The sequence below is a fragment of the Dyella sp. 2YAF14 genome (genome assembly GCF_052114725.1).
GTDB lineage: Bacteria > Pseudomonadota > Gammaproteobacteria > Xanthomonadales > Rhodanobacteraceae > Dyella.
The window spans coordinates 337,561-359,130 of the sequence record NZ_JBFRFH010000001.1; the positions used below are offsets into that span (position 1 = coordinate 337,561).

The window sequence follows — 21,570 nt, forward strand, 5'->3', positions numbered from 1 at the left end:
TGTCCTCTGCGTGAGCCTCGCCAGATCTGCATCTACTTAGGGGAAATTACTTAGTCATATGCACGTAGATGTTCGCTAGCACCCTGTGTATCCAAGCGTATGAAATAGCCCGGGTCTACGCTTCGCGGGACGCCTCCGGCGCAGGTGATCCCCGACCCCACCCGGCCTGGCGCATCGGCGGAGAACAGCATGGGAGCCATGGCGAAAATCAAACACGAAATGTTGAAGATGCTGCCGCCCACCATCTTCTTCTTCGTCATGCTCAATATCGTCCTGCTGGTGCGCGCGCTGCTGACACGGGGAACCGGCCTGTCGCTGCCCACCTTCGCCACGGTGCTCATTTCCGCGCTGATCCTGGGCAAGGCGGTGCTGCTTGCCAATATGCTGCCCTTCATCAACCGCTTTCCGGAAAAACCGCTGATCTGGAACGCGGCATGGAAAACCGTGATCTACACCGTGGTCGCCACCTTCATCCACTACCTGGAGCGTCTGCACGAGTTCTGGAAGGACACGCACGATCTTTCCGCCGCCAATCACCAGCTCGTCGCCAGCATGAACTGGGCACACTTCTGGGCGATCCAGATCCTGCTGCTGGTGTTGATCTTCAACTACTGCGTGTTTGCCGAACTGGCGCGCGTGATCGGCGTGGAGCGGCTGCGCGCGATGTTTCTCGGCCCGCTGCCGCCCAACCCGAATGCGCTGGGTGGTTCTTAGGAAGCAGCCGCGTCCCGGGCTTCCACCACCGTCACCGTGGCGCTGCCCTCGGCTATCGCCAGGCATTGATCGGCTACCGCGGCGACGCCGGCGCGATGGGATACCACAATCAGCACCGTTTGCGACAAGCGGCGCTTGAGCACGGAAAGCACGGACAGTTCCGACTCCGCATCCAGCGCGCTGGTGGCCTCGTCCAGCAGCGCGATCGCCGGCCCGTGCAGCAGCACCTGGGCCAGCAGCAAGCGCTGCAGCTCGCCGCCAGACAGGCGGCTGGACGAACTGTTCAAGGTCGTATCCAGCGCGGTGGATGCATCGGCGAGGCGCTTGCCCAGGCCAACGTCGACCAGCGCCTGCAGCATCATCGCCTCCGTGGCATCCGGCGCGGCCCACAACAGGCATTCGCGCACGGTGATTTGCCACGGTCGCACGCTCTGGCTCACATAGGCCGACTTGCGCACGAGTGCGGCGTAGCTGGCGAAGTCGATGGATTTGCCGCCGACCCTCGCACGGAACATGGCGGGCGTCACCATGCCTGCGAGCACATCGACCAGGCTGCTCTTGCCGATGCCCGAATCGCCGCAGACCAGGGTCAGTTCACCGGGCACCAGGGTGAGTTCGCGCAAGTCCAGCGCCGTGGGCGCCTCAAGCCGAAGCTGATGGATATGCAGGGCCTCGTTCAAGCGTGCCGAAGAGGCCGCCTGCGGTGCCTTGGCCGCAGCCATGCCCACATGGCGAAGCCACAGTTCGAACGCCGGTATGGAAGAGCGAACCTGCTGGAACCCTTGCCGGGTGGAGACGAGATAAGGCAGCAGACGCCCCAGCAACAGGCATACCGCGATCAGGGCGGCACGGTCCACGCCGTGCCATCGATTGGCGATCAGGAAGATCGACGCAATACCGAGCGCTGCCAGCATCTCCAGCGCGAGCCGACCGGACGCGATCAACTCCTGCTGACGTCGATAGCCGCGGCCAAGCCGCTGCGCGATATCGGCGTAATGGGCCTTCTCGGCGTCTTCGCGCCCAAAGGAGCGGATATGCCGCCAGCGCCGCGGGAAATCCTCGCTCAACCAGAACAGGCGCGTGAGATCGGCCACGTATTGCCGGCTCACCACCACCTGCTCGCGACTGCTGATGCGAGCAGCGATCAAGCCGAAAGCCAGCACGAACGGAACCGCCAGCAACAGCGGTGGCGACAACCACAACGCCATGGCCAGCGTCACGGCCGCGGTCATGCCGGCTACCAGCAACTGCAATAGCGCGTTGAAGCCCTGGGTGACGACTTCGATATTGTAGGTGAGCACATTGGCCACCTCGGCCGAGGTGGCATCCGACAACGACGACAGTCGTGCATCGATCAGACGGGCATGCACCGTCTGCCTGAGCGTCATCGCATAACGCCCGCTCAGGCGCGCACCGACGCGCGCAGCCTGCCAACGCAGCAAGGCGAACAGTGCTGACGCCACCAGGAAGGCCACCGCTTGCGTATCGGCCTGGCCGCGCACCAGCCAGCCAAAACCCGACGGCAAGGGCTGGCCCGGCTCGACCAGCGGCACCAGGCAGATCGCAGCGAGATTGCCGATCAGCGCGCTGGCCAGCGACAACGCGACATACCACGCGATGCCGCCAGCCCCGAGGCTGGCGAGCGTGGCAAAAAAAGGCCGCGACAGGCCACGTAACTGCTGATGCGATCGTGCGGTTGCGTTCTGCATGACTAACCAACCACACGACTTCTTACACGCGCCCGTCGCGGCACAGGTGGCACCTGATGACAGTGCAGAAAAACCTCTCGATCCGCTTCAGCTCCCATGCCCATGGGTGCGCGGCGGGGCATGGAAGGTTGCATGCCGCGGCGGTCGCGTCAGCCCAACAGCTGCATCAAGGCGTCGACCGAGTCAGCGGGATGACGGCCACGCCGCAGCTCGTACGCGCCACGCCGCCGGATCGCGCCGACGAACGCGTCCCACCCTGGCTGCGACGCCGCGTAGGGCTGTTCCGCGCGCAGGCGCTCTTCGATCTGGTGATCGGGAATGGCCTGCACCAAGGCCTGCGGATCATCGGCCGACCGGGCCGAAGCGAACACCACGCAGGCCAGCTCCAGCGGCTCCGGCGCCAGCCGACCGTGGCCATGGCGCAGGTCCACTTCGTACTTCTCCACGCCGCTGCGGCGGCGGATCACGGGCGATTGCCCGATCCAGTCACGCAGGCGCTGCTCGTCGACGAAACGCAGGGCGTCCGCCTGCACGTGCAGATAGTTCGCCACGCCGGTGACCTTTCCGCTTGGCGGATGCACGAACACCGCATCCTCGGAAAGAAAGTCCATGCCCCGCAGCAGGCTGTGCAAGGCCAGCGTGGACTTGCCCGCACCGCTGCTGCCCATCACCAGCGCAGCCCGCCCGTGCCAGCCCACGCAGGCGCCGTGCAGCGGCGCCAGTGAAAGCGCACGCGTGGCCAGCGTGAACACGGCGAATTCGATCAGCTCATAACGCAGGTGATACGGACGCACCAGCTGATCGGCGGAGGCCACCACCAGCGCCCGGCGCTGTTCGGGAAACAGCACCGCATAGTTGTTTGCGTCCATCACGCCGCACAGGAAACCAGCCCCCGACTGCATGCGCGCCGGCGGGAGATCCTCCGTCGATGGCCCGGCACCGGCAGGTGCGAGTCGCAGCTCGACGTGAAAGCCCGGTGACGCCACCGGCAGCGCGTGGGCTGGCAGGCCCGCATAGGCCGTCGCCACCACGTCGATCAGCGCGGCGCTGTCGCTGGTGAAATGGAAATGGCCGCCCAGCACATGGACGTCCATCGAATACCGTTCAGGCATCCGTTCGAGGAAGGGATCGGGGCTGAGATCGCCCGTCAGGAGGTCCAAGGTCGCGGCCATGAGCTTCATTCGCAGGGTTGCGGCGCTGTGATAGCACAAGCCTTCACGCGGCGACATCGAAATATTTTCGAAACAGCCCGCAACCCCTGCGTCCCTGCCCGGCACTCACGTGCGACGAGCTTTGAACGCAGGAGACCGGGCCGTCGGTCTGCCGTGGAACGGGCTCACCCATTGAGGCTCTTCGAAGATGCTAACGATTCAGGTCGGCCACTCCTACTTCCTGCGGTTCGACCGCAAGCAATGGGAGCGCGGCAAGCCGTATCCGCCGCTCGCGACCCTGCATGTTGCTGCCTTGTTGCGGCGCATGGGCCACGAGGTTTCGCTGTTCGACTCCATGCTCGCCGAAGGCGTGGACGAATTCGACACGTCCTTGCGCGCCGCGTCGCCCAAGGTCGTTGTCATCTATGAAGACAACTTCAACTACCTGACCAAGATGTGTCTTGGCCGCATGCGCGACGCCGCATGCGAGATGATCGCCATGGCGCGCGCCAACGGTGCACGCGTGATCGTTGCCGGTTCCGATGCTTCCGATCAGCCGGAGGCTTTTCTCGCAGCCGGCGCCGATGCGGTGTTGATCGGCGAAGGCGTCGCGCCGTTGATCGAACTGATGGGACGGCTCGACAAGAATCCGACGATCAGCACCCAGGATTGGGTGGCCAACCTTCCCGGGGTTGCCTCGCGCAGCGCCGGACAGTTGCAGCTGACGCGAATCGGCGCCGTGCCGCCCGATCCGCGCATCGTCGGCCAGCCTGCGTGGGACCTGGTCGACATCGAGCGCTACCGCACGCTGTGGAAAGAACGCCACGGCTATTTCAGCCTCAACATGGCGGCTTCGCGCGGCTGCCCGTTCCGCTGCAACTGGTGCGCCAAGCCGATCTGGGGCAATCACTACAACCGCCGCACCGCTGAAGACGTGGCGGCGGAGATGAGTTACCTCAAGCACACCTTCCAGGCCGACCACATCTGGTTGGCCGACGACATCTTTGGCTTCCACGTGGATTGGGTGGAGGCATTCGCTGCGCATGTGAATGCATCGAACGGTTCCATTCCCTTCACCATCCAGACCCGCGCGGACCTGATGAGCGAGCGCATGGCTGCAGCACTGAGCCACGCCGGTTGCAAGGAGGCATGGATCGGGGCGGAGAGCGGCAGCCAGCGCGTGCTCGATCACATGAACAAGGGCACCAAGGTCGAAGAACTGATCACGGCGCGCGAGCGGCTCGGCGCGGCAGGCATTCGGGTGGGCTATTTCATCCAGCTGGGCTATCTGGGCGAGCAGCTCGAGGACCTGATGGCCACGCGCGATCTGATTACCCGCGCCGCGCCTGATGACATCGGCGTGAGCGTGTCCTATCCCCTGCCCGGCACGCGCTTCTACGAACAGGTGAAGGCGCAGCTCGGCGAGAAGACGCATTGGCAGGACAGCGATGACCTCGCCATGATGTTCCAGGGCGCTTACGATTCGGAGTTCTATCGCCACGTGCGCGACCTGCTGCACGAACAGGCGATCGTGCAGCAGTGGAAAGTGGTGGGCCAGACCGATCGCCATCGCACGGCGGCGCATGCGCTGGACGCGCGCTGGGACGCCCTGATCGCCACCGAGGCGGTGCACCGCACCGGCGCCGCAGAGATCACGCTGCGACCGCGAACCTCGTGCCATGTGTGATGCCTTCGCCATGTCCACCTCCATGCCACCGCTGGACGCCATCAAATCCGGTCTGAAACACACCACCGAGATGCTGGCTGCCGAACTGGCCCACCCCAGCGGCGAGACGCCGGGCTGGACCGAACTGGAATGGCGGCTGGCCACCGCGGTAGCTGCCGCGCACGGCGTCGCGTCGTTGTTCGCCCTGCAGCCGCGCTGGCAGAACCCGGGATGGTCCCGTTTCATCGACAGCCAGTACGAACACGTGGCACTGCGCCATCAACGCATCGCCTCCCTGCTGAAACGCATCGATGCCGATGCGCGCCATGCGGGTATTGCGCTGGTCGCGCTGAAGGGTTCGGCGTTGCATGCGCTCGGCGTCTACTCGCCGGGCGAACGGCCGATGGCCGACATCGACCTGCTGGTCAGCGAAGCCGACGCCGAACGCGCCGGCGCCTTGCTGGAAGCGCTGGGTTACGCGCAGTCCTACGCGTGCTGGAAACACCGCGTCTACAAACCGCTCCATGGCACGCCGACGGTGGGCCTGGGCGACCATCGCGACACGCCGGTCAATATCGAGCTGCATACGCGTATCCAGGAACGGCTGCCGGTGGCGACCGTCGATATCACTGAGCGCATCTATCCGCGCCATCCATTGCCGGGCATCCAGCCCTACCCCTCGCTCGGTGCGTTGATGTGCCATCTGCTGCTGCATGCCGCGGGCAATATCTGCAGCCGCACGCTGCGCCTGATCCATCTCAACGACATTTCGCTGCTGGCCTCGCGCATGCAGCGCAACGACTGGCATGTCCTGTGGGATCACGACACCGACGAGGCACCGTGGTGGGCACTGCCGCCGCTGCAGCTGGTGTCGCGCTACTACCAGGGCGCCGTGCCGGCTGCCTTGCTGTACGAGCTGGAATTGGACTGTCATGCGCTGCTGCGCAGCGTCTCGCGCCATCACACGCTCACCCAGGTGTCCTGCTCGGAGCTGTGGCTGCATGCGTGGCCGGGCCTGGAATGGGTGCGCTCGGTACGCGAAGCAGGCCACTACCTGCTCAACCGCCTGCGCCCCTCCGAGGAGGCCAAGCAGGAACGCGACGACATGATCCGCACCCAGCTCTGGCTGCAAGGCTCGCCATGGGCGAAGTCGCGCCAGCTGAGCCGCATCGTCACCCTGCTGACCCGTTCGGTGCCACGCATGGACACCATGTACGTGGTGCGCGCCGCGCTGACGCAAACCACCACGAGCCGGGCTCAGCGCCCGGAACCGGCCGTCAGCACCTGCAGATAAAGTGCTTCGAAGGCGCGGGCGGTGTAGTCCGCATCTTCGGTGACCGCGCGACGCTGCGCAGCCACCGCCAGGCGCAGGCGCAGCTCGTCATCGGCCAATACCTGCCTGATCGACTCCGCCAGCGCTGCCCAATCACCCACCGGTACTGCCAACGCCGCACTCGGCGACCATTCCGCCAGATGGCCCACGGCGGTGCCGACCGTGGGCAGCCCCATCACTGCCGCTTCCAGCAATACCAGCGGTCCGGCCTCATGGCGCGATGACATCACCAGCACGTCGGCCGCTTCCATCATCGGCCGCAACTCGCGCTGCGTCTTGAAACCATGAAAGTGCACGTGGCCGTTGAGCCGCAGCTCGCGCGCAAGTCGCTGGATCTCGCCATCGAGCGTGTCCACGCCCACGATATCCATCTGGAAGTCCACACCCGATTCGGCCAGCACGGTCAGCGCCCGCAGCAAGGTCGATTGATCCTTGACGCGATTGAGGCTTGCCACATGGATCAAGCGCGCGCGACCGGTGCGACGACAGCGCGGCGGCAACGGCGGCCACGCGCGCAGATCCACGCCCAGCGGCACGCGACGGGCGCGCAGTCCCAGCGCCTGCAGCGAGTCGATGATGGGCACGCTCGCCGCGGTCACGGCGTCCGCACTGCGCAGCACCAGCGCTTCGCGAATCCGCCCTTTCAGGCGCTGGCGGCCGCCATAGCCGATATCGTGCAATGCGACCAGCTCGCCGCCGGCGATATGCACGAAGCTGGGCAGGCGCAGCAGCATCGCTGCCGCCACCGCTACGAAACTGCATGAGCCGGAAAAAATCGCCTGCACCAGGTCAAACGGCGCACGGCGATGCTCGTTGCGTATCGCCTGGATGGCGCGCAGGCGCGACCAGCCATCGCCGATGTTGTGGATGTGCGCGCCGGCCAGATGCCAGCAGTCGGCCGACGCTTCCTGGCGCAGGGCAAACACGTGCACTTCGTGCTCGCAGGCAAGACGGCGAATCAAGGCCAGCAACACGGGGATCACGCGGAATTCGCCGCTGCGATCGACGCCGCCGGGGACTACCAGCGCCAGTTTCATGCGGCGCCTCCCCGCCGACCGGCGTGCAGCTGTGCATACGCGTCGGCCCAGCGGTGACCCACCGCCTGCAGCGACAGACAGCGGTCGAAATGACGGCGCACGTCGGCAGCCGACGGGCGGCGCGTCGCACTGCGCAACAAGGCGCTGGTCAGCGCCTTGGCGTCGCCGCGCGGCCATAGCTCGCCCATGTCGCCTACCAAGGCGCGAAACGAAGGAATATTGGTCACCACCGGCGTCACGCCGCAGGCCATCGCCTCCAGCAGGGCGTAGCCGCAGCTTTCCGCATGGCTGCCTGACACGAAGATATCGGCGGCGCGCATCAGCGACTGCACCTGCTCGTGAGGCACCTTGCCCAGCAGATGCACGCGCCCGTGCAGGCGCGCATCGCCATCGATGCGCTGCTGCACCTGCGCCAGCAACGGCGCGCTGCCAAAGGCGCACCACAGTTGCAGGCCAGGCAGATGCGTTGATGCCTCGGCGACACCATCCAGCACCGTCAAGGGATCCTTGCCGGACTGCAGATGCCCCACCCAGACCACGCAGGGGTCACCGTGCAGACCGGTCTCGGCCCGCGCCTGCTCGCGACTGCCCGGGGTGAAGCGGCTGGTGGATTCGGGTATCACGAACAGTCGCGTCGACAAGCCCAGCAGGCCAGCCGTCACGTATGGGCGCGCAAGTTCCGGCGCGGTGAAGGCAACGCCTGCCGCCGCCGCGTACCAGCGCCGCCAGCGCAGCCGGCGCCAACGCGGCGGCATGCGGTCGGCGTGATCCTGCAACAGGATCGGCAGTTGCGGCAGCGCGCGCGACAGCGCATAGGCATCGCCGGCTGCGCCAAGACTGTGGACATGTGCCACCTCGACGTTCAACTCGCCGAGCAACCGGGCGATCCGTCGAACGCGATCGGTGGCGTTGCCGTCATGGCCCGCGACAAAGTGATAGTCGACGCCGTTGCGCTGCAGGCTCTGCGCATGCGCCGCCAGTTGCACCACGCTGACCCGCGTGCCTGCGCTCGCGGCGATCTCGGCAATGTCCACCAGCGAAGGCCATGTTTGGAGGATGTCAGCCGGCATGAGGTCCACCGGTGCAGGAATAAAATTGATCTGCGCAACATGCAATGGCACGGGTCAGAGTCCCGAAACCTGAGGCATGCGCAGGCGCACCAGGCGGTTGGCGAGATTCAACTCCCACGGCCGGTCGTAGCGACGCATCCGGTAGCGCCACGAGGCCGCCGCGGACAGCGTGCGCTTGGCCCAGGTCGGCGAACGCAGGTCCTGCACAGTCGGATAACGGCAGCGAAGCACGGTGACAAAATCGTGGATGCGTTGACGCAGCTTGTCGGTCACCCATGGCGCATCCGCATGGCAGGCGTAGTCCACCCACCGCTTCTGCGTCCATTCCTCCGGTGTCGAGGGAAACACCAGGGGCTCGCCGTTGAGGTCGAGCAGCGGCGTGGAAGCACGCTTGCCGCGATCCTTCTCATGCTTGCTGCTTTCCGGCAGCGGCGTATAGACGTAGACGATGATTTCCGATTGCGGATTGACGCGCTTGAGTTCGCGGATGAACTCGAACGTATGCTCGGTCTCCTCTTCGGAGTTCTCCGGCGGCGCGACCATGAAGGACAGCTCGGGGATCACCCCATGCCGCCGGCACAGCTCGGCCACCGCCAGCGTCTGGTCCGGACGCGTGCCTTTGCGGATTTCCTTCAGCATGGTCGGGCTCGCCGATTCCGCGCCGATGTAGGCCATGCGCAGGCGACTCTTGCGCACCAGCTTCCAGGTACTCTCGGAGAGATTGAGCAAGGCATCCGCGCGCGCATAGCACCACCAGGGCAGCTCATAGCGCGCCATGATTTCCAGCAGCGGAATCATGTCCTGCTCGCGGTCGAAGAAATTGTGGTCGAAGTACTGGATGGAATCGGCGCCCAGCTCGTACTTCAGGTATTTGAGATCGCGTTCCAGACGCTCTAGCGGCGGCAGCGCGGTGGCGCCGCCAAACATCGCGGCCACGCCACAGAACGTGCAACGGAATCGGCAACCCACCGACGCCTGATGCGCAGCCGTGCGACGACCGAGGAACGTACGCGCCAGATAGCGGCTGGGATCGCCGAGCTTCTCGTACGGCAATACCGTCGGCGGCCCATTGCGGGAGAACGGCCGGCTCGTGTTGTTGACCAGCTCGCCATCCTTGAGCCAAGACAGGCCGTTGATGGTGGAAAGCTTGTCCGGATCGCCCGCATGCAGGGCGGCGACCAGTTCCGGCAGGCTGTCTTCGCCCTGCCCGCGTATCGCGTAATCCACGTACGGCGCACGGAGCGCCGTCTCGGTATAGAGCGTGGGAAAATAGCCGCCCCACACAATGGGCACGTCGGGCCGATGCGCGCGAATCGCGCGTGACACCGCGATGGCCGGCTCGATCTGCGGGCCGCCCATCACGCTGATGCCGACCGCCGTGCAGTGGCCTTCATCCAGCGCGTGCAGCGTGCGCTGGACGAAGTCGCGCTCCATATTGCCGTCGATGATGCGACTACTGCCCGCACGATCGAGCGAGGTCGACAGGTGCAGCAACGACAGCGGAAAGCGCGCGCTGGAACGCGACGTGATGGTCGGGTTGATCAGAATCGTGTGCGGCGCGTGGTTCATGGGCGGACGTGTCGTGGCGGTGATCATGGCTTGCGCCACAGCTGGAAAATAAGGGCGACCGGCACCTCCAGCGCGGCGCGGTCGAAATGCGCGCCGGGCGGAATATCGGTGGGGTCGAGCATGGGTTCGAGCACGCAGCCGATATCCAGGCCCAGCCTGCCGCAGGCAGCGTGCCAGTGGCTGTAGAGATGGGCCGTGTGGCGCACGGCGTAGCGACGGCCCTCGGCCTTGAAGTCGCGCAACCAGCCCAGCGCATGGCCGATCGGATGGACGTCGCTGCACAACACCATGCCGCCCGGCTGGGTGACGCGGCACAGCTCGGCGAGCACGGGCTCCAATTGTTCGACATGGCCCACGGCCAGTCCGCAGATGGTCAGGTCTGCCCAGGCGTCGGTGACCGGCAGCTGGTCCAGGCTGCCCTGCATCAATTCGATCGAGGCGCGTCGACGAACGTTGCCCAGTTCATCGTGAGCGCGCATCAACATGTCGGGCGACAGGTCCACGCCCACCACGCGCGCGGCGCCGCGCTGCACTGCATGCCGCATATAGCGGCCGGTGCCGCAGCCGGCGTCGAGCACGTTGCGTCCGCTGAAATCCTGCGGCAGCAGGCTGAGCATGGCGCGTTCTTCAGCCAGCATCACCGGGTTGTGCGCCCGCGCCGGGTAGCTGGGAGCCCACAGCGCATACGCGTCGGAGGGATCGAGGATGGGAGTGTGGTGCAGCATCAGCAGCGCGCCTCGACGGATACAGCGTTGACCGGCGCGTGGCGCACCGTGGCAAGTTCGAGCCCCGGTTCCAGCGCCAGCAACTCGGGATCGGCCAGCGCCTTGGCCAGCAATTTGGGACGACCATCCAGCAGCACTGACACGGTCTCCACGCCCGCCACGGCAAACCAGTCGGCAAAGTCGGTATCGGCAATGCGCGGCAGACCGTCGCGCACCACCGCGCGGATGTCGCTGCGCTCCAGTCCGAGCAGGCTCGCCTGCGGGTCGCCGCCGCGGTCTTCCACGATCAGCAGATCGGCGTTCGCGCCAGCCTGCAGGCTGCCGTGCCATGGCAGGCGCAGCAGTCGCGATGCATCGGTGGAGACCAGGCCAAGCAACTGTTGTGGGGTGAGGTCTGCGTGCATCGATGCAGCCCGCAATTCCTCCAGCAGGTCGCGCGAACCGCTGAGCCGGGAATCCGTACCCAGCGCGAGACGTCCCGCCTCGGCCAGGCGACGAGGATCCAGCGTGCGGCCCAACAGACGTTGATTGCTGGTGGGACACCACACCACGCCCGCGCCGCGTTCGATCACCCGATCGATATCCTGCTCGCGCATGCCCACGCCATGTACCAGCACGCTGTGGCCCGCCAGACCGCCCAGCTCGTCCAGCTCCGCCAGTTCGCCCTGCGCCGTGGCATCGCTGCCTTCGGCCAGATGGATCATCCAGGGTTGGTCGATCGGCGTCTGCGCAAAGCTCTGTTGCACCGGCGGCCCGTACGAGCTCCAGCCCAGCGCATAGCTCCAGCCGTAGTCGCGCAGCAGCGCCACCGGGAAATCCTCCGCGTCCAGCGCCTCGTGCCAGGGATCGTGGTGCGCCACGCAGGTGGTGCCGGCCAACAGGTTTTTCAGTGCGCCGTGGCGCAGGCGCAGCGCCTTGGGCACGCGCAGGGCCGCCAACACGGCCGCATCGCCGAAGTGCGACTGGAACGCCTCGATCCACGCGTAGCTGTTGGGAAATACCTGCGCGCCCGGCAACGGCGGCACGGCATTCACCTGCAGGTGTTCGTGCGAGTTGATCAGGCCTGGAAAAATCAGGTGATCGCGCAGGTCGATGCGATGCGCCCAGGCCGGCACCGAGGCGTCGATGCGGCTGCCGCGTATCCGCAATGGCCCGCGCGTGATGCCCTCAGGCACGACGCATGCCGCTCCGCAGAGACTGGCATGGGTTCGAGCGAACCAGGCGTCCATGGCGTCAGCGCTTGCGCATCACGATCAGAAAGTGATCGCCCATGTCGCGCAGCAAGGGCAGCGCGCCGAGGCGGTCGTCGAGTCGGCCCAACTTCTCGTACCAGGGCTTGCGGCGACGGTAGTAGTCCACCAGGTAGGGCGGCGGCATGAACAGGCTGAGCGCGCGATAGTCGTCCAGTGTGAACAGATCGGCGAACGCCCGGTAGAACTCGCGCGGCAGGTAGTAATAAGTCCAGATCGTGTGCTTGTTCATGCCCACCGCAGCGGGACCGCGGGTGCCGCGCACGCTGGCGCGGCGGAAGCGTCCACGCATCGCGTAGTGCCCCATTTCCCACGGACAGATGCGTCCGATCACCGAGAAGATCAGTTTGCCGCCGGGCTTGAGCAGCCGTGCGCACTGCTCGGCCACCGCGTGCAGGTCGGGTGCGCAATTGAGCGGACCGAAATTGGAATAGATGCCGTCGAACTGTTCCTGCAGCTGATCCAGTTGCTGCACGCCAAGATGCCTGGCCTCCACATGCGATTCCAGACCCGCCACGGCGGCGCGCGAGCGCGTGCGTCCCACCATCGCCGGCGACCAGTCGGTGGCCACCACCTGGTAACCGCGGCCGGCGAATTCCAGCGCATCGATCCCCGTGCCGCAGCCGATGTCCAGCAGCTGGCCGTTGGCCGGCACCTCGCGGCAGACGGTATTCCACAGGGTGACGCGCATGCGCTGGATCAGCTCATTGTTGCCGCGCGGACCGTCGTAGTCGGCGGCCACGCTGTCGAAGGCGCGCTGCGTGTCGAGCAGTTGCGCCTCGTTCAAGGTGGCTTCCAGGGGGCGCCGGCTCGCTTGTTCCATGGCTGATTCCAACAGTGTTTGCAGGTTGATCGATGCGACCGCGCATGCGGTCCGTTGTAGGTGCCGTCAGGCGTGTGTTTGGTTGAATGAGACCGTGGCGACATGCGCGCGGCGCAGCGCATTGCGCACGATCGCAGCCAACACGCCCAACGACAGGCCAAACAGCACGCCCATGCCCCAGATCAGCGCAAGATTCGGGGATGCCGGCCCTTGAGGCACGTAAACCGGCCACATCAGCGAGGTCTGGTAGGTGAAGTTATGGGCCAGGCGCACGCTGAGCTCGCCCTGCGTCTGGCGCAGCTCGCGGATCTGCGCATCCGTGGCCGTCAACAGCATCGAGGCGACGCCCGCGCCCTGCGCATCCTTGTCATGGGCACCTGCCGGCGTGGCCGCCTGCAACAACTGGCTGCGTTCGGCCTCGGCCGCCTTCAGGTCCGCACTCACTTCATCCAGGCGCGCCTGGGTCAATGCCAGCGGCTTGGCCATCAAGGCCTGATGCACGACCTGCAACTCCGCCACGGTGGCCTCGGCGAACTTGCGCGCCTGCTCGGGCGACCAGCCGCGCACGCTGAATTTGATCAGGGGGCCGGCATAGGGCAAGGGATCCAGTTTCACGCTCTTGCGATACAGCTTCGCTTCCGGCGCGTCTTCCTTGATGCCCAGATTGGCCAGTACGTGGTTCTGGAACGGCACCAGTTGAAGACGTTCAAGGACGCGCGCCAGGGGCTCCACCTTGGGATCGGTACCCTGAAGCGCCGGCACCTGCCCGATCTGGATGAACGCCGTGGCTTCCCACTGTCGTCGCGCCGTGTGCGCATACGCAAACACCGCCAGCAGCACCACCAGCAGGCCGGCCAGGAACCACGCCCATTCGCGCGCCAGGATGTGCCATAGATCCATTACGTAGACTTCGTCGTTTTGCATGATGGCGTGACTCATGGAAGAGAAGGTGGGACCACGCCGCTCGGCAGCGCGTGGGCATGGGAGTGTTGGGGACGGGCGTGCCGGCGGTTCGGCAGCAGCGCCGCAATCAGCTGCATCAGCAGGCACAGCAGGATGAAACCGGCATTGGTCCAGGTGAAGGCTTGCGGCGCGAACGGCGCCATCAGGCAGGTATAGGACACGCGCAGAAAGATCAGCCAGCCAAACAGCGGCACGGTGGGCTGCAACCGCCGCACGCTCCACAGTAGCAACGCGTAAAGCGCCACCATCGATCCCACGGCGCCGACGGGGCCGAACGCCATCAGGAACGGAAAGAACTCCGTGCCCACGTTGATGTTCGCTGCATCCAGCGGGATGCCCGTGCCGGCCGTGGCAATCGAACCGGACATCGGCACCAGCTGATTGATCAGGAAATGACTGTCCGTGTAGTGCTTGGCGAGAATGGAGCCGAAGTTGTACGGCCCCGCGCTGGCGTAGAGCAGCAACCACTTCACGCCTTGCGGCGAGGCCTTGTACATGTCGCTGAAGGGAAGCGTCACGTAGTCGAGCGTGCCCGAACGCAGGATGCCCAACACCGAGAACATCACCGCCCCGCCCACCGCCAGCACGGTGACGGTCTTCCACGGCAAGGGGCGCGCGTCGTCGCGACGGAACAGGAAGATCAGCGCCATCGAGAACAAGGCGGCGAAGATGCGGTTGCGATCGATCACCAGCACCGGGAAGAGCAAACCCGCCACCACCAGCGCCGCACGCAGCCACTTGTTGCGCGCGCAGAGCAGGCCGATGGGTGGCAGCACCCAGCACATGTCCGATACGTGCCGGATATGATCGCGACCGCCCTCCATGTTCGCGTAGGCCGACGGCGTCGCGAACAACGGGATGGGAAACAGGGTGAGATCGAGCGCGCAGAACACCACGATCAAGCCGGCAAACAGCAGCGCGACCAGGCCGTCGCGCGTGCCCACGTAATCGCGATGACGGAACACCGTGCTGCGCGGCAGCCGTATGCCAGCCACCGCATCGAACACAAAGATGGCGACCGCCATCACCGCCAGCAACAGGATGCCCTGCAGGTAATCCGGCGGCAGGTCGTAGCTGAGCAGGGTCAGCCCGCAGGTCAGCAGCAGCGGAAAGCTGATATAGAACGACGGCAGGCGCAGCAATTGTTTCATGCCCGCTCCAGTTGGTGGTGCGGCCAGCGGCTGCGCGTGCGCGACATCAACCTCAGCAAGGCGTAGCCCGCCATGTGCACGCCCACCGCCCACACCCGTCGCTCGAGGAAGGCGATCTTGGCGCCCATGTGATGCGACTGCGCCAGCAGCAGGGTGCGATACGGCTCTTCGAACATGGCCGAGCGCCGGATGGCCACGTCGCGCGCCTCCATCAGGTTATGGATGCGCGTACGCGTGTCGCGCGTGCGGCTCAAGTTGTTGCCATGGATGCGGTAGGCGCACACATTGCGATCGATGAAGCCGATCGCATCATGCGCGGCCAGGCGCAGGAAGAAATCCCAGTCGTCGATACGCAGGGTCTCGCTCCAGCCGGCCACGGTTTCCAGCGCGCGGCGGCGCACCAGCGTCACCGGCCCACCGATGGCCCACTGGGTGATCACCGCGCGGCGGATGCCCTCGGCACTGCCATACAGCCCCTTGTCCGCGTGGTGCAGGTCGCGCATGCCGCTGTCGTACAGGCGATGTCCGTCCTGATCCACCACTTCCGAATCGCCGATCACCGCCCATTTGTCGGGATGCGCCAGCAGATAGTCGACCTGCGCGTCGAGGCCGCCCGGCAGCAGGTAATCGTCGCTCGCGCCCAGCCGCAGAAATTCGCCACGCGCCCGCGCCGCCAGCTCGTTGAGCGTGGCCGCCACGCCCTTGTTGGCGCGACGCACGTACTCCACCGGCACGTCGTTGCCGTGCCTGGCGATCCACGCGGCAATGCGCAGACCCGTATCGTCCGTGGAACCGTCATCGATGATCACGATTTCCTTGCACGGGTACGGATCCTCCAGCACGCTGTCCAGGCAGCGTTCCACGAACCGCTCGTGATTGAACGCGGGCACCAGGATGGAGACCAGCGGCATGCGCGCCCCCGTCGAGTTGGCGTCGTTCATCGTCATAGCTCCCTCAGGTAGCGGCGAACCACGATCACGTTGAAGACCAGGTACAGCGCGTAGTTCACCGTAAATGCGTACATCGCCCCGACCAGCCCGAAGCGCGCGGTGAACAGGTACACCAGCACCACATAGCTGATCGCGAAGGCGAATTCCGAAGCCACAAACAGCCGCGTCATGGCCTTGGCGAGCATCACGTAGGAGAGTACGAACGAGGCGATCTTCACCACGTCGCCGACCAGCTGCGGCGCGTACAGGCTGTTGGCGGCGGAGAAATCCGCGCTGAACAGCAGCGCCGTCACCCAGCCGCGGCAGACATAGATGCCCACCGCCAGCAGCAGCACGGCCGGCATGATGTAGCGATAGGCGAGGCGCAGTTCCGCCAGCAGCGGCGCGCGCTCGTGGGTCGAGGCCAGTTTCGGCAGGTAGTAGACATTGATGGCGGTAGTGAGGAACAACAGATAGGCGTCCGACACCTTGCTCACCGCCTGCCAGTAACCCACCTGCCCCCAGCCGAACTGCGCGGCCAGATGATCGCGCACGGCGATATTGACCAGCGGCGGCACCAGCGCGGAGGTCAGCGTCATCACCGAGAAGGTCGCCAGCCGCAGCGTCATGTCGCGGTCAAAACGAATGCGCAACATGCCGCGGTGGAAATACGGGCTGCGCCACCACGCCGGCAGGCCCACGGCGAGCACCAGCAGTTGCCCGATCACGAGCGCCAGCAGCGCGCCGTAGAGCTGCAGCCAGCGCGCCAGCAGCAAGGCCACCACGATGCTTAGCAACGAACCCAGCGCCTGCACGAAGGCCAGGCGCTTCACATCCATGAAGCCATTGATCACGGCAAGGATGTAGTTGATCAGCGCAATGCCCAATTGCGCAGCCGCCAGCACGGCAATCAAGCCCTGATAGCGGATATCGCCCAGCAGCCAGCCGGCCAGTTGCCGGCTGAGCAGCAGGCCGAGACAGCCGATCAGGCAGGACGCACACAGCGCATACCACAGCGCGGCTGACAGCAGACGCGACAGGCGCTCGGGATGATCCCGATATTCGGCGACGTACTTGACCACGCCCGCACTGATGCCGCCGCCGGCCAGCACCGCCAGCATGGACATCAGGCTCATGAACTGGCCCAGCCGGCCCACGCCCTCCGGCCCCGCCATCCACGCCACCAGCTTGAGTATCACCAGGCCCGCGAGCAGTTTTGCCGCGGTGGCGAAGGAGGCATAGAAACCGGCGCGCAGGATGTTCATGGCGCACGCTCGAATGCATTGCAGGCGGCGACCACGCGGTCGATCGCCTGGTCATTCATGGTCGGCCCCATCGGCAAGCTCAGCACTTCATCGTGCAACTGCTCGGTGATGGGCAGGCTCAACGTGTGCAAGGACGGATACGCCGCCTGGCGATGCGGCGGCACCGGGTAATGCACCTGGCTATGCACGCCCTGGGCTTCCAGATGTCGGCGCAGCGCGTCGCGCTGGCCACAGCGAATCACGAACAGATGCCATGCGTGGCGCTCATTGCTCTCGACGCGCGGCAACACGATGCGGGGGTGATCGATGCCTGCGCGATAGCGGCTGGCCACTTCGCGGCGGATCGCCACCTCCTCATCCAGATGCGCCAGCTTCACCCGCAACATGGCGGCCTGGATTTCATCCAGTCGCGAATTGGCGCCTTGGTACAGATGCTGGTACTTCACTTCCGAGCCGTAGTTGCGCAAGGCTTTCACGCGCGCCGCCAGTTCGTCGTCGTTGGTGACGATGGCGCCGCCATCGCCCAGCGCGCCCAGGTTCTTGGCCGGGAAAAAACTGAATCCGGCCGCGTCGCCGAAAGCGCCCGCGCGCTGCCCTTTGCTGCTGGCGCCGTGCGCCTGGGCGGCATCTTCGATCAGCAGCAGCTTGTGCTGGCCGGCGATGCCCGATAGCGCGGCCATATCCGCCAGCTGGCCGTACAGGTGCACCGGCATGATGGCGCGCGTGCGTGGGCCAATGGCCGCCTCCACGCGCTGCGGATCAAGGTTGAAGGTCGCCGGATCCGGCTCCACCAGCACCGGCACCAGTTGATTGGCGGTGATCGCCAGCAAGGTGGCGATGAAGGTGTTGGCGGGAACGATGACTTCGTCGCCGTCGCGCAGCGCACCGAGTTCCTTGTAGCCACGCAGGATCAGCGACAAGGCATCCAGACCGTTGCCCACGCCCACGGCATGGGCAACGCCGCAGTACCCCGCGAACTCGCGCTCGAACGCGGCCAGTTCATCACCCATCACGTACCAGCCCGAGTCGATCACGCGCGACGCAGCCGCCTTCAGCTCGTCGGCGTAACGGGCATTGACGTCGCGCAGGGAGAGAAAGGGCACGTCCATCACAGCACCCACTCGTAGATATCGTGCACGATGCCGCGGGCGCCGAACGATTCCTTCTGCGCGATCAGGCCGCTGTTGAGCACCGTGCCCTCCTGCTCGGTCGAGATGCCGAAACTCAGATAACTGCGGTCCGCATAGGCCTCGGTGACCAGGCTGCCCAGCAGCAGGCTCAGCGCATCGACGCGCCTGCCCTCCTCCGACGCGGCGAGGTATTGCGTATGCACCGTGCGGCCAAAGTCGTAGACCAGCGCACCGGCAAGCAGCAGATCGCCCTGCCGCGCTTCGTGCAAGGTGATCTGTCCCGGAAAGCGCGAGCGCAGGAGTTGCAGCTCGGCCAGGGTGTGCGTCGGCACGGCGTCGTGCCGGCGCAGCACGTCGCCAAGCAGCGCGTGATAGCCGGCCAGATCGTCGCTGCGACGAACTTCCACGCCCATCGCACGCGCACGCCGGATCGCCCGCCGGCGCGCCTCGGAAAACCCGACGGCGTGCTGCAGCGGCACCACCGAGGAGATGTCGCGCCGCTTCAGGTTGGCGCCCACCCGCTGCAGGGCGTAGAGATCCTCTTCCGACGGATAGGCATGGAAGATATGCGGCACCGCCTTGTAGATCAGGCGATCCACGGCCGCCTGCTGGTAGTGCTCGCCCATCATCTCGAACACCGACAAGGTGGAGTCGGCGCGCAGGTCGTGGGTAGTAATCAGGCCGGCATAGGTCAGGCCGCCATGGCTGGTGACCACGTTGTCGCGACGGCTGGCGGGAAATACGGCGACGATCTCGGTGCCGCGTTCCACCACCAGCGAACTGTCGAGGAAACGATCGGCGTGATAGTCCATGTAGCCGCGTCGATGCAGAAAGTTGCCGTTGCGCGAACGGCCCACCACGGCGTCCCACGCGGCGGCGTCTTCGGCGCGATACGGGCGCAGCCTAAACATGCGCCATCCCCGCCAGCGGCTCGCGGGCCACGGCCACGCCGAAGCCATCCAGGCCCATGTCGTTGCCGTTGTAGAACATCAGTACGTCGTCGCCGCGCTCGATCAAGGCCGGGTAGCAGATGGTCCGCGAGTCCCAGCCGCTCTCGGACAAGGCCATGCCCAGGGCCTCGTCGCGGCGTTCCCAGTGGATGCCGTCGTCGCTGAAGGCCACGCCAGGGAAATAATCGCCGCCGACGTTGCCGCGGGTGAAATACATCGCGTACCGGCCATTCATGCGATACACGCGCGGTCTCCCTATGCGGTACTCGCTGCCTCGCGGCTGCAGGCAGACGTGGTCCTCGCGTGGGATACGCGAGAGGTCGTCGGTGCTCACGCAACGAATGTGGTAGCGGGGAAATGGACGCCCGTCGATGACTTCCCAGTCATCACCCACGGCATACCACAGGCGCCATTGCCCGCCCTCAAACATGGCCGAGTGCACGGCCGCTATGGTGCTGCGTCCCGGCGCGCGGTCGAGGATGGGGGTTTCCTGCACGCGCTCGAAATGCTCGCCGCCGTCGGTGGACACGGCCAGGCCGGTGAAGGCCAGGAACTTCGCGCGTGCCACGCGCTGGAAACCCACGTAGAACATATGCAGGCCACCGGGCGCCTGCACGATGTCACCCAGGATCATGCCGTTGTCGTCGAAACAGCCGCCGCGCCCGATGTCGAGCACGGGCTCCGCACTGACCCGCAATACTTTTGAAGGATCGCTCGCTCGCACGTCGACATAGCCGATGCGGCTGACCCCGTCCTCGTCGCGAAACCCCGCGTAGACGCGGATGGTTTCGTCATCCAGTCGCCACGGCGTAGGCGTCAGGGCGGAATGACGCATCCACCCGCCCACGCCCTGCCGCGCGGTATCAAATACCAGCCCCTGCTTGCGCCACGCCGCCATGGGCGTCAGAGCCTCACGTCAAAGCTGGATCGGTCCGGCACCGCCTTGGCAGGCGAGCCGACGTAGATGCGCCCTTGCTCGGTGTCCCGATGCACCAGCGCACCGGAACCGATCACGTTGTCCGCGGCCACCTTGATGTGGTCGTTGAAAGTGGTGTTGACCCCGATGAAGCTGCTCTCGCCGATTTCGCAAAAGCCGGAAATCACGGCATGCGAAGCGACGAATACGTGATCGCGCACCACCGTGCGGTGACCCACGTGGTTGCCGCTCCACAAGATGCAGTTGTTGCCGATGCGAACGAATGGCTGGATCACATTGTTCTCGAAGATGAAACTGTTCTCGCCGATCTCTGCATTGCGCCACACGAAGGCGCGCGAACTCACATAGGTGGCGAAGTTGTAGCCGCGTCGCTTGGCGTCTAGGTAGAAGCGCGTACGCAGGCGGTTGAGCTGGCTGGCGGGAATGGCCACGAACGCATCGAACTCCCCCGGCGGGTAATGCGTCTCCAGTTCTTCATAGGGAACCACCGGCCGGTCAGCCAGCGTGGATTGGGTCAGGTATTGCCTTTCGACACTGAAGCCGGCGACTTCGTAGTCACTGTCGTGCTCGAAGTATTCGCAGGCGATCTGCGCCATCTCGCCCGCCCCGATCAGGACTAGGCGCTTTGGCATGCGACCAGTTCCGTGGCAAAGACGACACCGCGCACTTCGCGCAGGAACTCGTCGTAGTCGGTGATGTAGTCGGCGGGGTCATAAAGATGGTCGGCCAGCACCATCAGCACGCAGTCGTCGCTGAAGTCGTATAGCTCGCGCCACACCATGCGGCCAAGCAGCAGGCCCTGCGACGGGTCGTTGAGCACTACCTCGACCGGCCCGGTGCCGTCATCGAGCATGAAGGTGACCGAGCCGCGCACGGCCACGGCAAGCTGGTGCAGATGGCGGTGCGCATGCTTGCCGCGGTGCACATCGTGCTGGGTCGCGAAGATGTAATACACGCGACGAATTTCGAAGGGCACGTTGCGGTCTTGCTCAAGGGCAATGAGCATGCCGCCGTGATCGCCATGTTTCTGCAACTGGACGCGTTCGATTTCCATGTTCTCGGCCGGGGCTCAGGGGCCGTCGACGACGACCCACGCAACTGAGTGCCAGCCCCATCGCGAAAGGTTGCCTCACGCGCGGGCCGTCAGATTCCCGACAACCTTTCCGCGCCTTCCTGGCACATACCCGCACAAAGTGAG

General features: G+C 65.5%; 20 protein-coding genes. 3 read left to right on the forward strand and 17 right to left on the reverse strand.

The features are described 5' to 3' along the window. Positions 1 to 198 precede the first annotated feature (198 nt). Positions 199 to 714 (forward strand): hypothetical protein, encoded by a 516-nt coding sequence (locus AB4Y82_RS01600; RefSeq protein WP_441604564.1) that lies wholly within the window; start codon positions 199 to 201, stop codon positions 712 to 714. Here AB4Y82_RS01600 and AB4Y82_RS01605 read toward each other — a convergent pair. Further along, positions 711 to 2,423, reverse strand: a complete 1,713-nt coding sequence (locus tag AB4Y82_RS01605; RefSeq protein ID WP_441604563.1) for an ATP-binding cassette domain-containing protein — start codon at positions 2,421 to 2,423, stop codon at positions 711 to 713. The genes AB4Y82_RS01600 and AB4Y82_RS01605 overlap by 4 nt on opposite strands. Positions 2,424 to 2,572: 149 nt before the next feature. Then, positions 2,573 to 3,604, reverse strand: a complete 1,032-nt coding sequence (locus AB4Y82_RS01610; RefSeq protein ID WP_441604562.1) for a serine kinase — start codon at positions 3,602 to 3,604, stop codon at positions 2,573 to 2,575. A gap of 178 nt (positions 3,605 to 3,782) precedes the next feature. Between AB4Y82_RS01610 and AB4Y82_RS01615 the strand changes: the two genes are divergently transcribed. Both AB4Y82_RS01615 and AB4Y82_RS01620 read left to right on the forward strand, forming a co-directional pair. Then, positions 3,783 to 5,261, forward strand: a complete 1,479-nt coding sequence (locus AB4Y82_RS01615; protein WP_441604561.1) for a B12-binding domain-containing radical SAM protein — start codon at positions 3,783 to 3,785, stop codon at positions 5,259 to 5,261. Between the two features lie 22 nt (positions 5,262 to 5,283). Then, positions 5,284 to 6,534 carry a nucleotidyltransferase family protein gene (locus AB4Y82_RS01620; RefSeq protein WP_441604649.1) on the forward strand — a complete coding sequence of 417 codons (1,251 nt, stop codon included), beginning with the start codon at positions 5,284 to 5,286 and terminating at the stop codon, positions 6,532 to 6,534. Here the strand turns inward: AB4Y82_RS01620 and AB4Y82_RS01625 are convergent. The 15 genes from AB4Y82_RS01625 to AB4Y82_RS01695 are packed head-to-tail and all read right to left on the reverse strand — an operon-like array spanning position 6,498 to position 21,426. Beyond that, positions 6,498 to 7,610 (reverse strand): glycosyltransferase family 4 protein, encoded by a 1,113-nt coding sequence (locus tag AB4Y82_RS01625; protein ID WP_441604560.1) that lies wholly within the window; start codon positions 7,608 to 7,610, stop codon positions 6,498 to 6,500. The genes AB4Y82_RS01620 and AB4Y82_RS01625 overlap by 37 nt on opposite strands. Beyond that, positions 7,607 to 8,680: a glycosyltransferase family 4 protein gene (locus AB4Y82_RS01630; RefSeq protein WP_441604648.1), complete on the reverse strand. Its 1,074-nt coding sequence runs from the start codon at positions 8,678 to 8,680 to the stop codon at positions 7,607 to 7,609. The genes AB4Y82_RS01625 and AB4Y82_RS01630 overlap by 4 nt, the downstream gene beginning before the upstream one ends. 54 nt (positions 8,681 to 8,734) lie before the next feature. Continuing rightward, on the reverse strand, positions 8,735 to 10,249 hold the full coding sequence (locus AB4Y82_RS01635) for a B12-binding domain-containing radical SAM protein (protein WP_441604647.1): 1,515 nt from the start codon (positions 10,247 to 10,249) through the stop codon (positions 8,735 to 8,737). Between the two features lie 23 nt (positions 10,250 to 10,272). After that, on the reverse strand, positions 10,273 to 10,974 hold the full coding sequence (locus AB4Y82_RS01640; RefSeq protein ID WP_441604559.1) for a class I SAM-dependent methyltransferase: 702 nt from the start codon (positions 10,972 to 10,974) through the stop codon (positions 10,273 to 10,275). Then, positions 10,974 to 12,203: an amidohydrolase family protein gene (locus AB4Y82_RS01645; protein WP_441611086.1), complete on the reverse strand. Its 1,230-nt coding sequence runs from the start codon at positions 12,201 to 12,203 to the stop codon at positions 10,974 to 10,976. The genes AB4Y82_RS01640 and AB4Y82_RS01645 overlap by 1 nt, the downstream gene beginning before the upstream one ends. Before the next feature lie 4 nt (positions 12,204 to 12,207). Next, positions 12,208 to 13,059, reverse strand: a complete 852-nt coding sequence (locus AB4Y82_RS01650) for a class I SAM-dependent methyltransferase (protein WP_441604557.1) — start codon at positions 13,057 to 13,059, stop codon at positions 12,208 to 12,210. A 54-nt stretch (positions 13,060 to 13,113) separates the two neighbouring features. Beyond that, entirely contained in the window at positions 13,114 to 13,971 is an 858-nt protein-coding gene (locus tag AB4Y82_RS01655; RefSeq protein WP_441604556.1) for a Wzz/FepE/Etk N-terminal domain-containing protein, read from the reverse strand. Between the two features lie 11 nt (positions 13,972 to 13,982). Further along, positions 13,983 to 15,161, reverse strand: coding sequence for a hypothetical protein (locus AB4Y82_RS01660; RefSeq protein ID WP_441604555.1), 1,179 nt, complete (start codon positions 15,159 to 15,161; stop codon positions 13,983 to 13,985). Beyond that, entirely contained in the window at positions 15,158 to 16,102 is a 945-nt protein-coding gene (locus tag AB4Y82_RS01665) for a glycosyltransferase (RefSeq protein ID WP_441604554.1), read from the reverse strand. The genes AB4Y82_RS01660 and AB4Y82_RS01665 overlap by 4 nt, the downstream gene beginning before the upstream one ends. A 2-nt stretch (positions 16,103 to 16,104) precedes the next feature. Continuing rightward, the gene (locus AB4Y82_RS01670; protein WP_441604553.1) at positions 16,105 to 17,355 is read right to left on the reverse strand and encodes an O-antigen translocase; all 1,251 of its coding nucleotides are present in this window, start codon (positions 17,353 to 17,355) and stop codon (positions 16,105 to 16,107) included. After that, positions 17,352 to 18,464 carry a DegT/DnrJ/EryC1/StrS family aminotransferase gene (locus tag AB4Y82_RS01675; RefSeq protein WP_441604552.1) on the reverse strand — a complete coding sequence of 371 codons (1,113 nt, stop codon included), beginning with the start codon at positions 18,462 to 18,464 and terminating at the stop codon, positions 17,352 to 17,354. The genes AB4Y82_RS01670 and AB4Y82_RS01675 overlap by 4 nt, the downstream gene beginning before the upstream one ends. Beyond that, positions 18,464 to 19,396: a GNAT family N-acetyltransferase gene (locus AB4Y82_RS01680; protein ID WP_441604551.1), complete on the reverse strand. Its 933-nt coding sequence runs from the start codon at positions 19,394 to 19,396 to the stop codon at positions 18,464 to 18,466. The genes AB4Y82_RS01675 and AB4Y82_RS01680 overlap by 1 nt, the downstream gene beginning before the upstream one ends. After that, positions 19,389 to 20,333, reverse strand: a complete 945-nt coding sequence (locus AB4Y82_RS01685; RefSeq protein ID WP_441604550.1) for a hypothetical protein — start codon at positions 20,331 to 20,333, stop codon at positions 19,389 to 19,391. The genes AB4Y82_RS01680 and AB4Y82_RS01685 overlap by 8 nt, the downstream gene beginning before the upstream one ends. 5 nt (positions 20,334 to 20,338) lie before the next feature. Further along, positions 20,339 to 21,004 carry an acetyltransferase gene (locus AB4Y82_RS01690; RefSeq protein ID WP_441604549.1) on the reverse strand — a complete coding sequence of 222 codons (666 nt, stop codon included), beginning with the start codon at positions 21,002 to 21,004 and terminating at the stop codon, positions 20,339 to 20,341. After that, complete coding sequence (locus AB4Y82_RS01695; protein ID WP_441604548.1) at positions 20,989 to 21,426, reverse strand: sugar 3,4-ketoisomerase; 438 nt, start codon at positions 21,424 to 21,426, stop codon at positions 20,989 to 20,991. Before AB4Y82_RS01695 ends, AB4Y82_RS01690 begins: the two co-directional genes overlap by 16 nt. Positions 21,427 to 21,570 lie beyond the last annotated feature (144 nt).

Bases quoted from the DNA above. Each gene is read 5' to 3' on its own strand.
- AB4Y82_RS01600 (WP_441604564.1), top strand. From the start codon at position 199: ATGGCGAAAATCAAACACGAAATGTTGAAGATGCTGCCGCCCACCATC.
- AB4Y82_RS01605 (WP_441604563.1), bottom strand. From the start codon at position 2,423: ATGCAGAACGCAACCGCACGATCGCATCAGCAGTTACGTGGCCTGTCG.
- AB4Y82_RS01610 (WP_441604562.1), bottom strand. From the start codon at position 3,604: ATGAAGCTCATGGCCGCGACCTTGGACCTCCTGACGGGCGATCTCAGC.
- AB4Y82_RS01615 (WP_441604561.1), top strand. From the start codon at position 3,783: ATGCTAACGATTCAGGTCGGCCACTCCTACTTCCTGCGGTTCGACCGC.
- AB4Y82_RS01620 (WP_441604649.1), top strand. From the start codon at position 5,284: ATGCCACCGCTGGACGCCATCAAATCCGGTCTGAAACACACCACCGAG.
- AB4Y82_RS01625 (WP_441604560.1), bottom strand. From the start codon at position 7,610: ATGAAACTGGCGCTGGTAGTCCCCGGCGGCGTCGATCGCAGCGGCGAA.
- AB4Y82_RS01630 (WP_441604648.1), bottom strand. From the start codon at position 8,680: ATGCCGGCTGACATCCTCCAAACATGGCCTTCGCTGGTGGACATTGCC.
- AB4Y82_RS01635 (WP_441604647.1), bottom strand. From the start codon at position 10,249: ATGAACCACGCGCCGCACACGATTCTGATCAACCCGACCATCACGTCG.
- AB4Y82_RS01640 (WP_441604559.1), bottom strand. From the start codon at position 10,974: ATGCTGCACCACACTCCCATCCTCGATCCCTCCGACGCGTATGCGCTG.
- AB4Y82_RS01645 (WP_441611086.1), bottom strand. From the start codon at position 12,203: ATGGACGCCTGGTTCGCTCGAACCCATGCCAGTCTCTGCGGAGCGGCA.
- AB4Y82_RS01655 (WP_441604556.1), bottom strand. From the start codon at position 13,971: ATGCAAAACGACGAAGTCTACGTAATGGATCTATGGCACATCCTGGCG.
- AB4Y82_RS01660 (WP_441604555.1), bottom strand. From the start codon at position 15,161: ATGAAACAATTGCTGCGCCTGCCGTCGTTCTATATCAGCTTTCCGCTG.
- AB4Y82_RS01665 (WP_441604554.1), bottom strand. From the start codon at position 16,102: ATGAACGACGCCAACTCGACGGGGGCGCGCATGCCGCTGGTCTCCATC.
- AB4Y82_RS01670 (WP_441604553.1), bottom strand. From the start codon at position 17,355: ATGAACATCCTGCGCGCCGGTTTCTATGCCTCCTTCGCCACCGCGGCA.
- AB4Y82_RS01675 (WP_441604552.1), bottom strand. From the start codon at position 18,464: ATGGACGTGCCCTTTCTCTCCCTGCGCGACGTCAATGCCCGTTACGCC.
- AB4Y82_RS01680 (WP_441604551.1), bottom strand. From the start codon at position 19,396: ATGTTTAGGCTGCGCCCGTATCGCGCCGAAGACGCCGCCGCGTGGGAC.
- AB4Y82_RS01685 (WP_441604550.1), bottom strand. From the start codon at position 20,333: ATGGCGGCGTGGCGCAAGCAGGGGCTGGTATTTGATACCGCGCGGCAG.
- AB4Y82_RS01690 (WP_441604549.1), bottom strand. From the start codon at position 21,004: ATGCCAAAGCGCCTAGTCCTGATCGGGGCGGGCGAGATGGCGCAGATC.
- AB4Y82_RS01695 (WP_441604548.1), bottom strand. From the start codon at position 21,426: ATGGAAATCGAACGCGTCCAGTTGCAGAAACATGGCGATCACGGCGGC.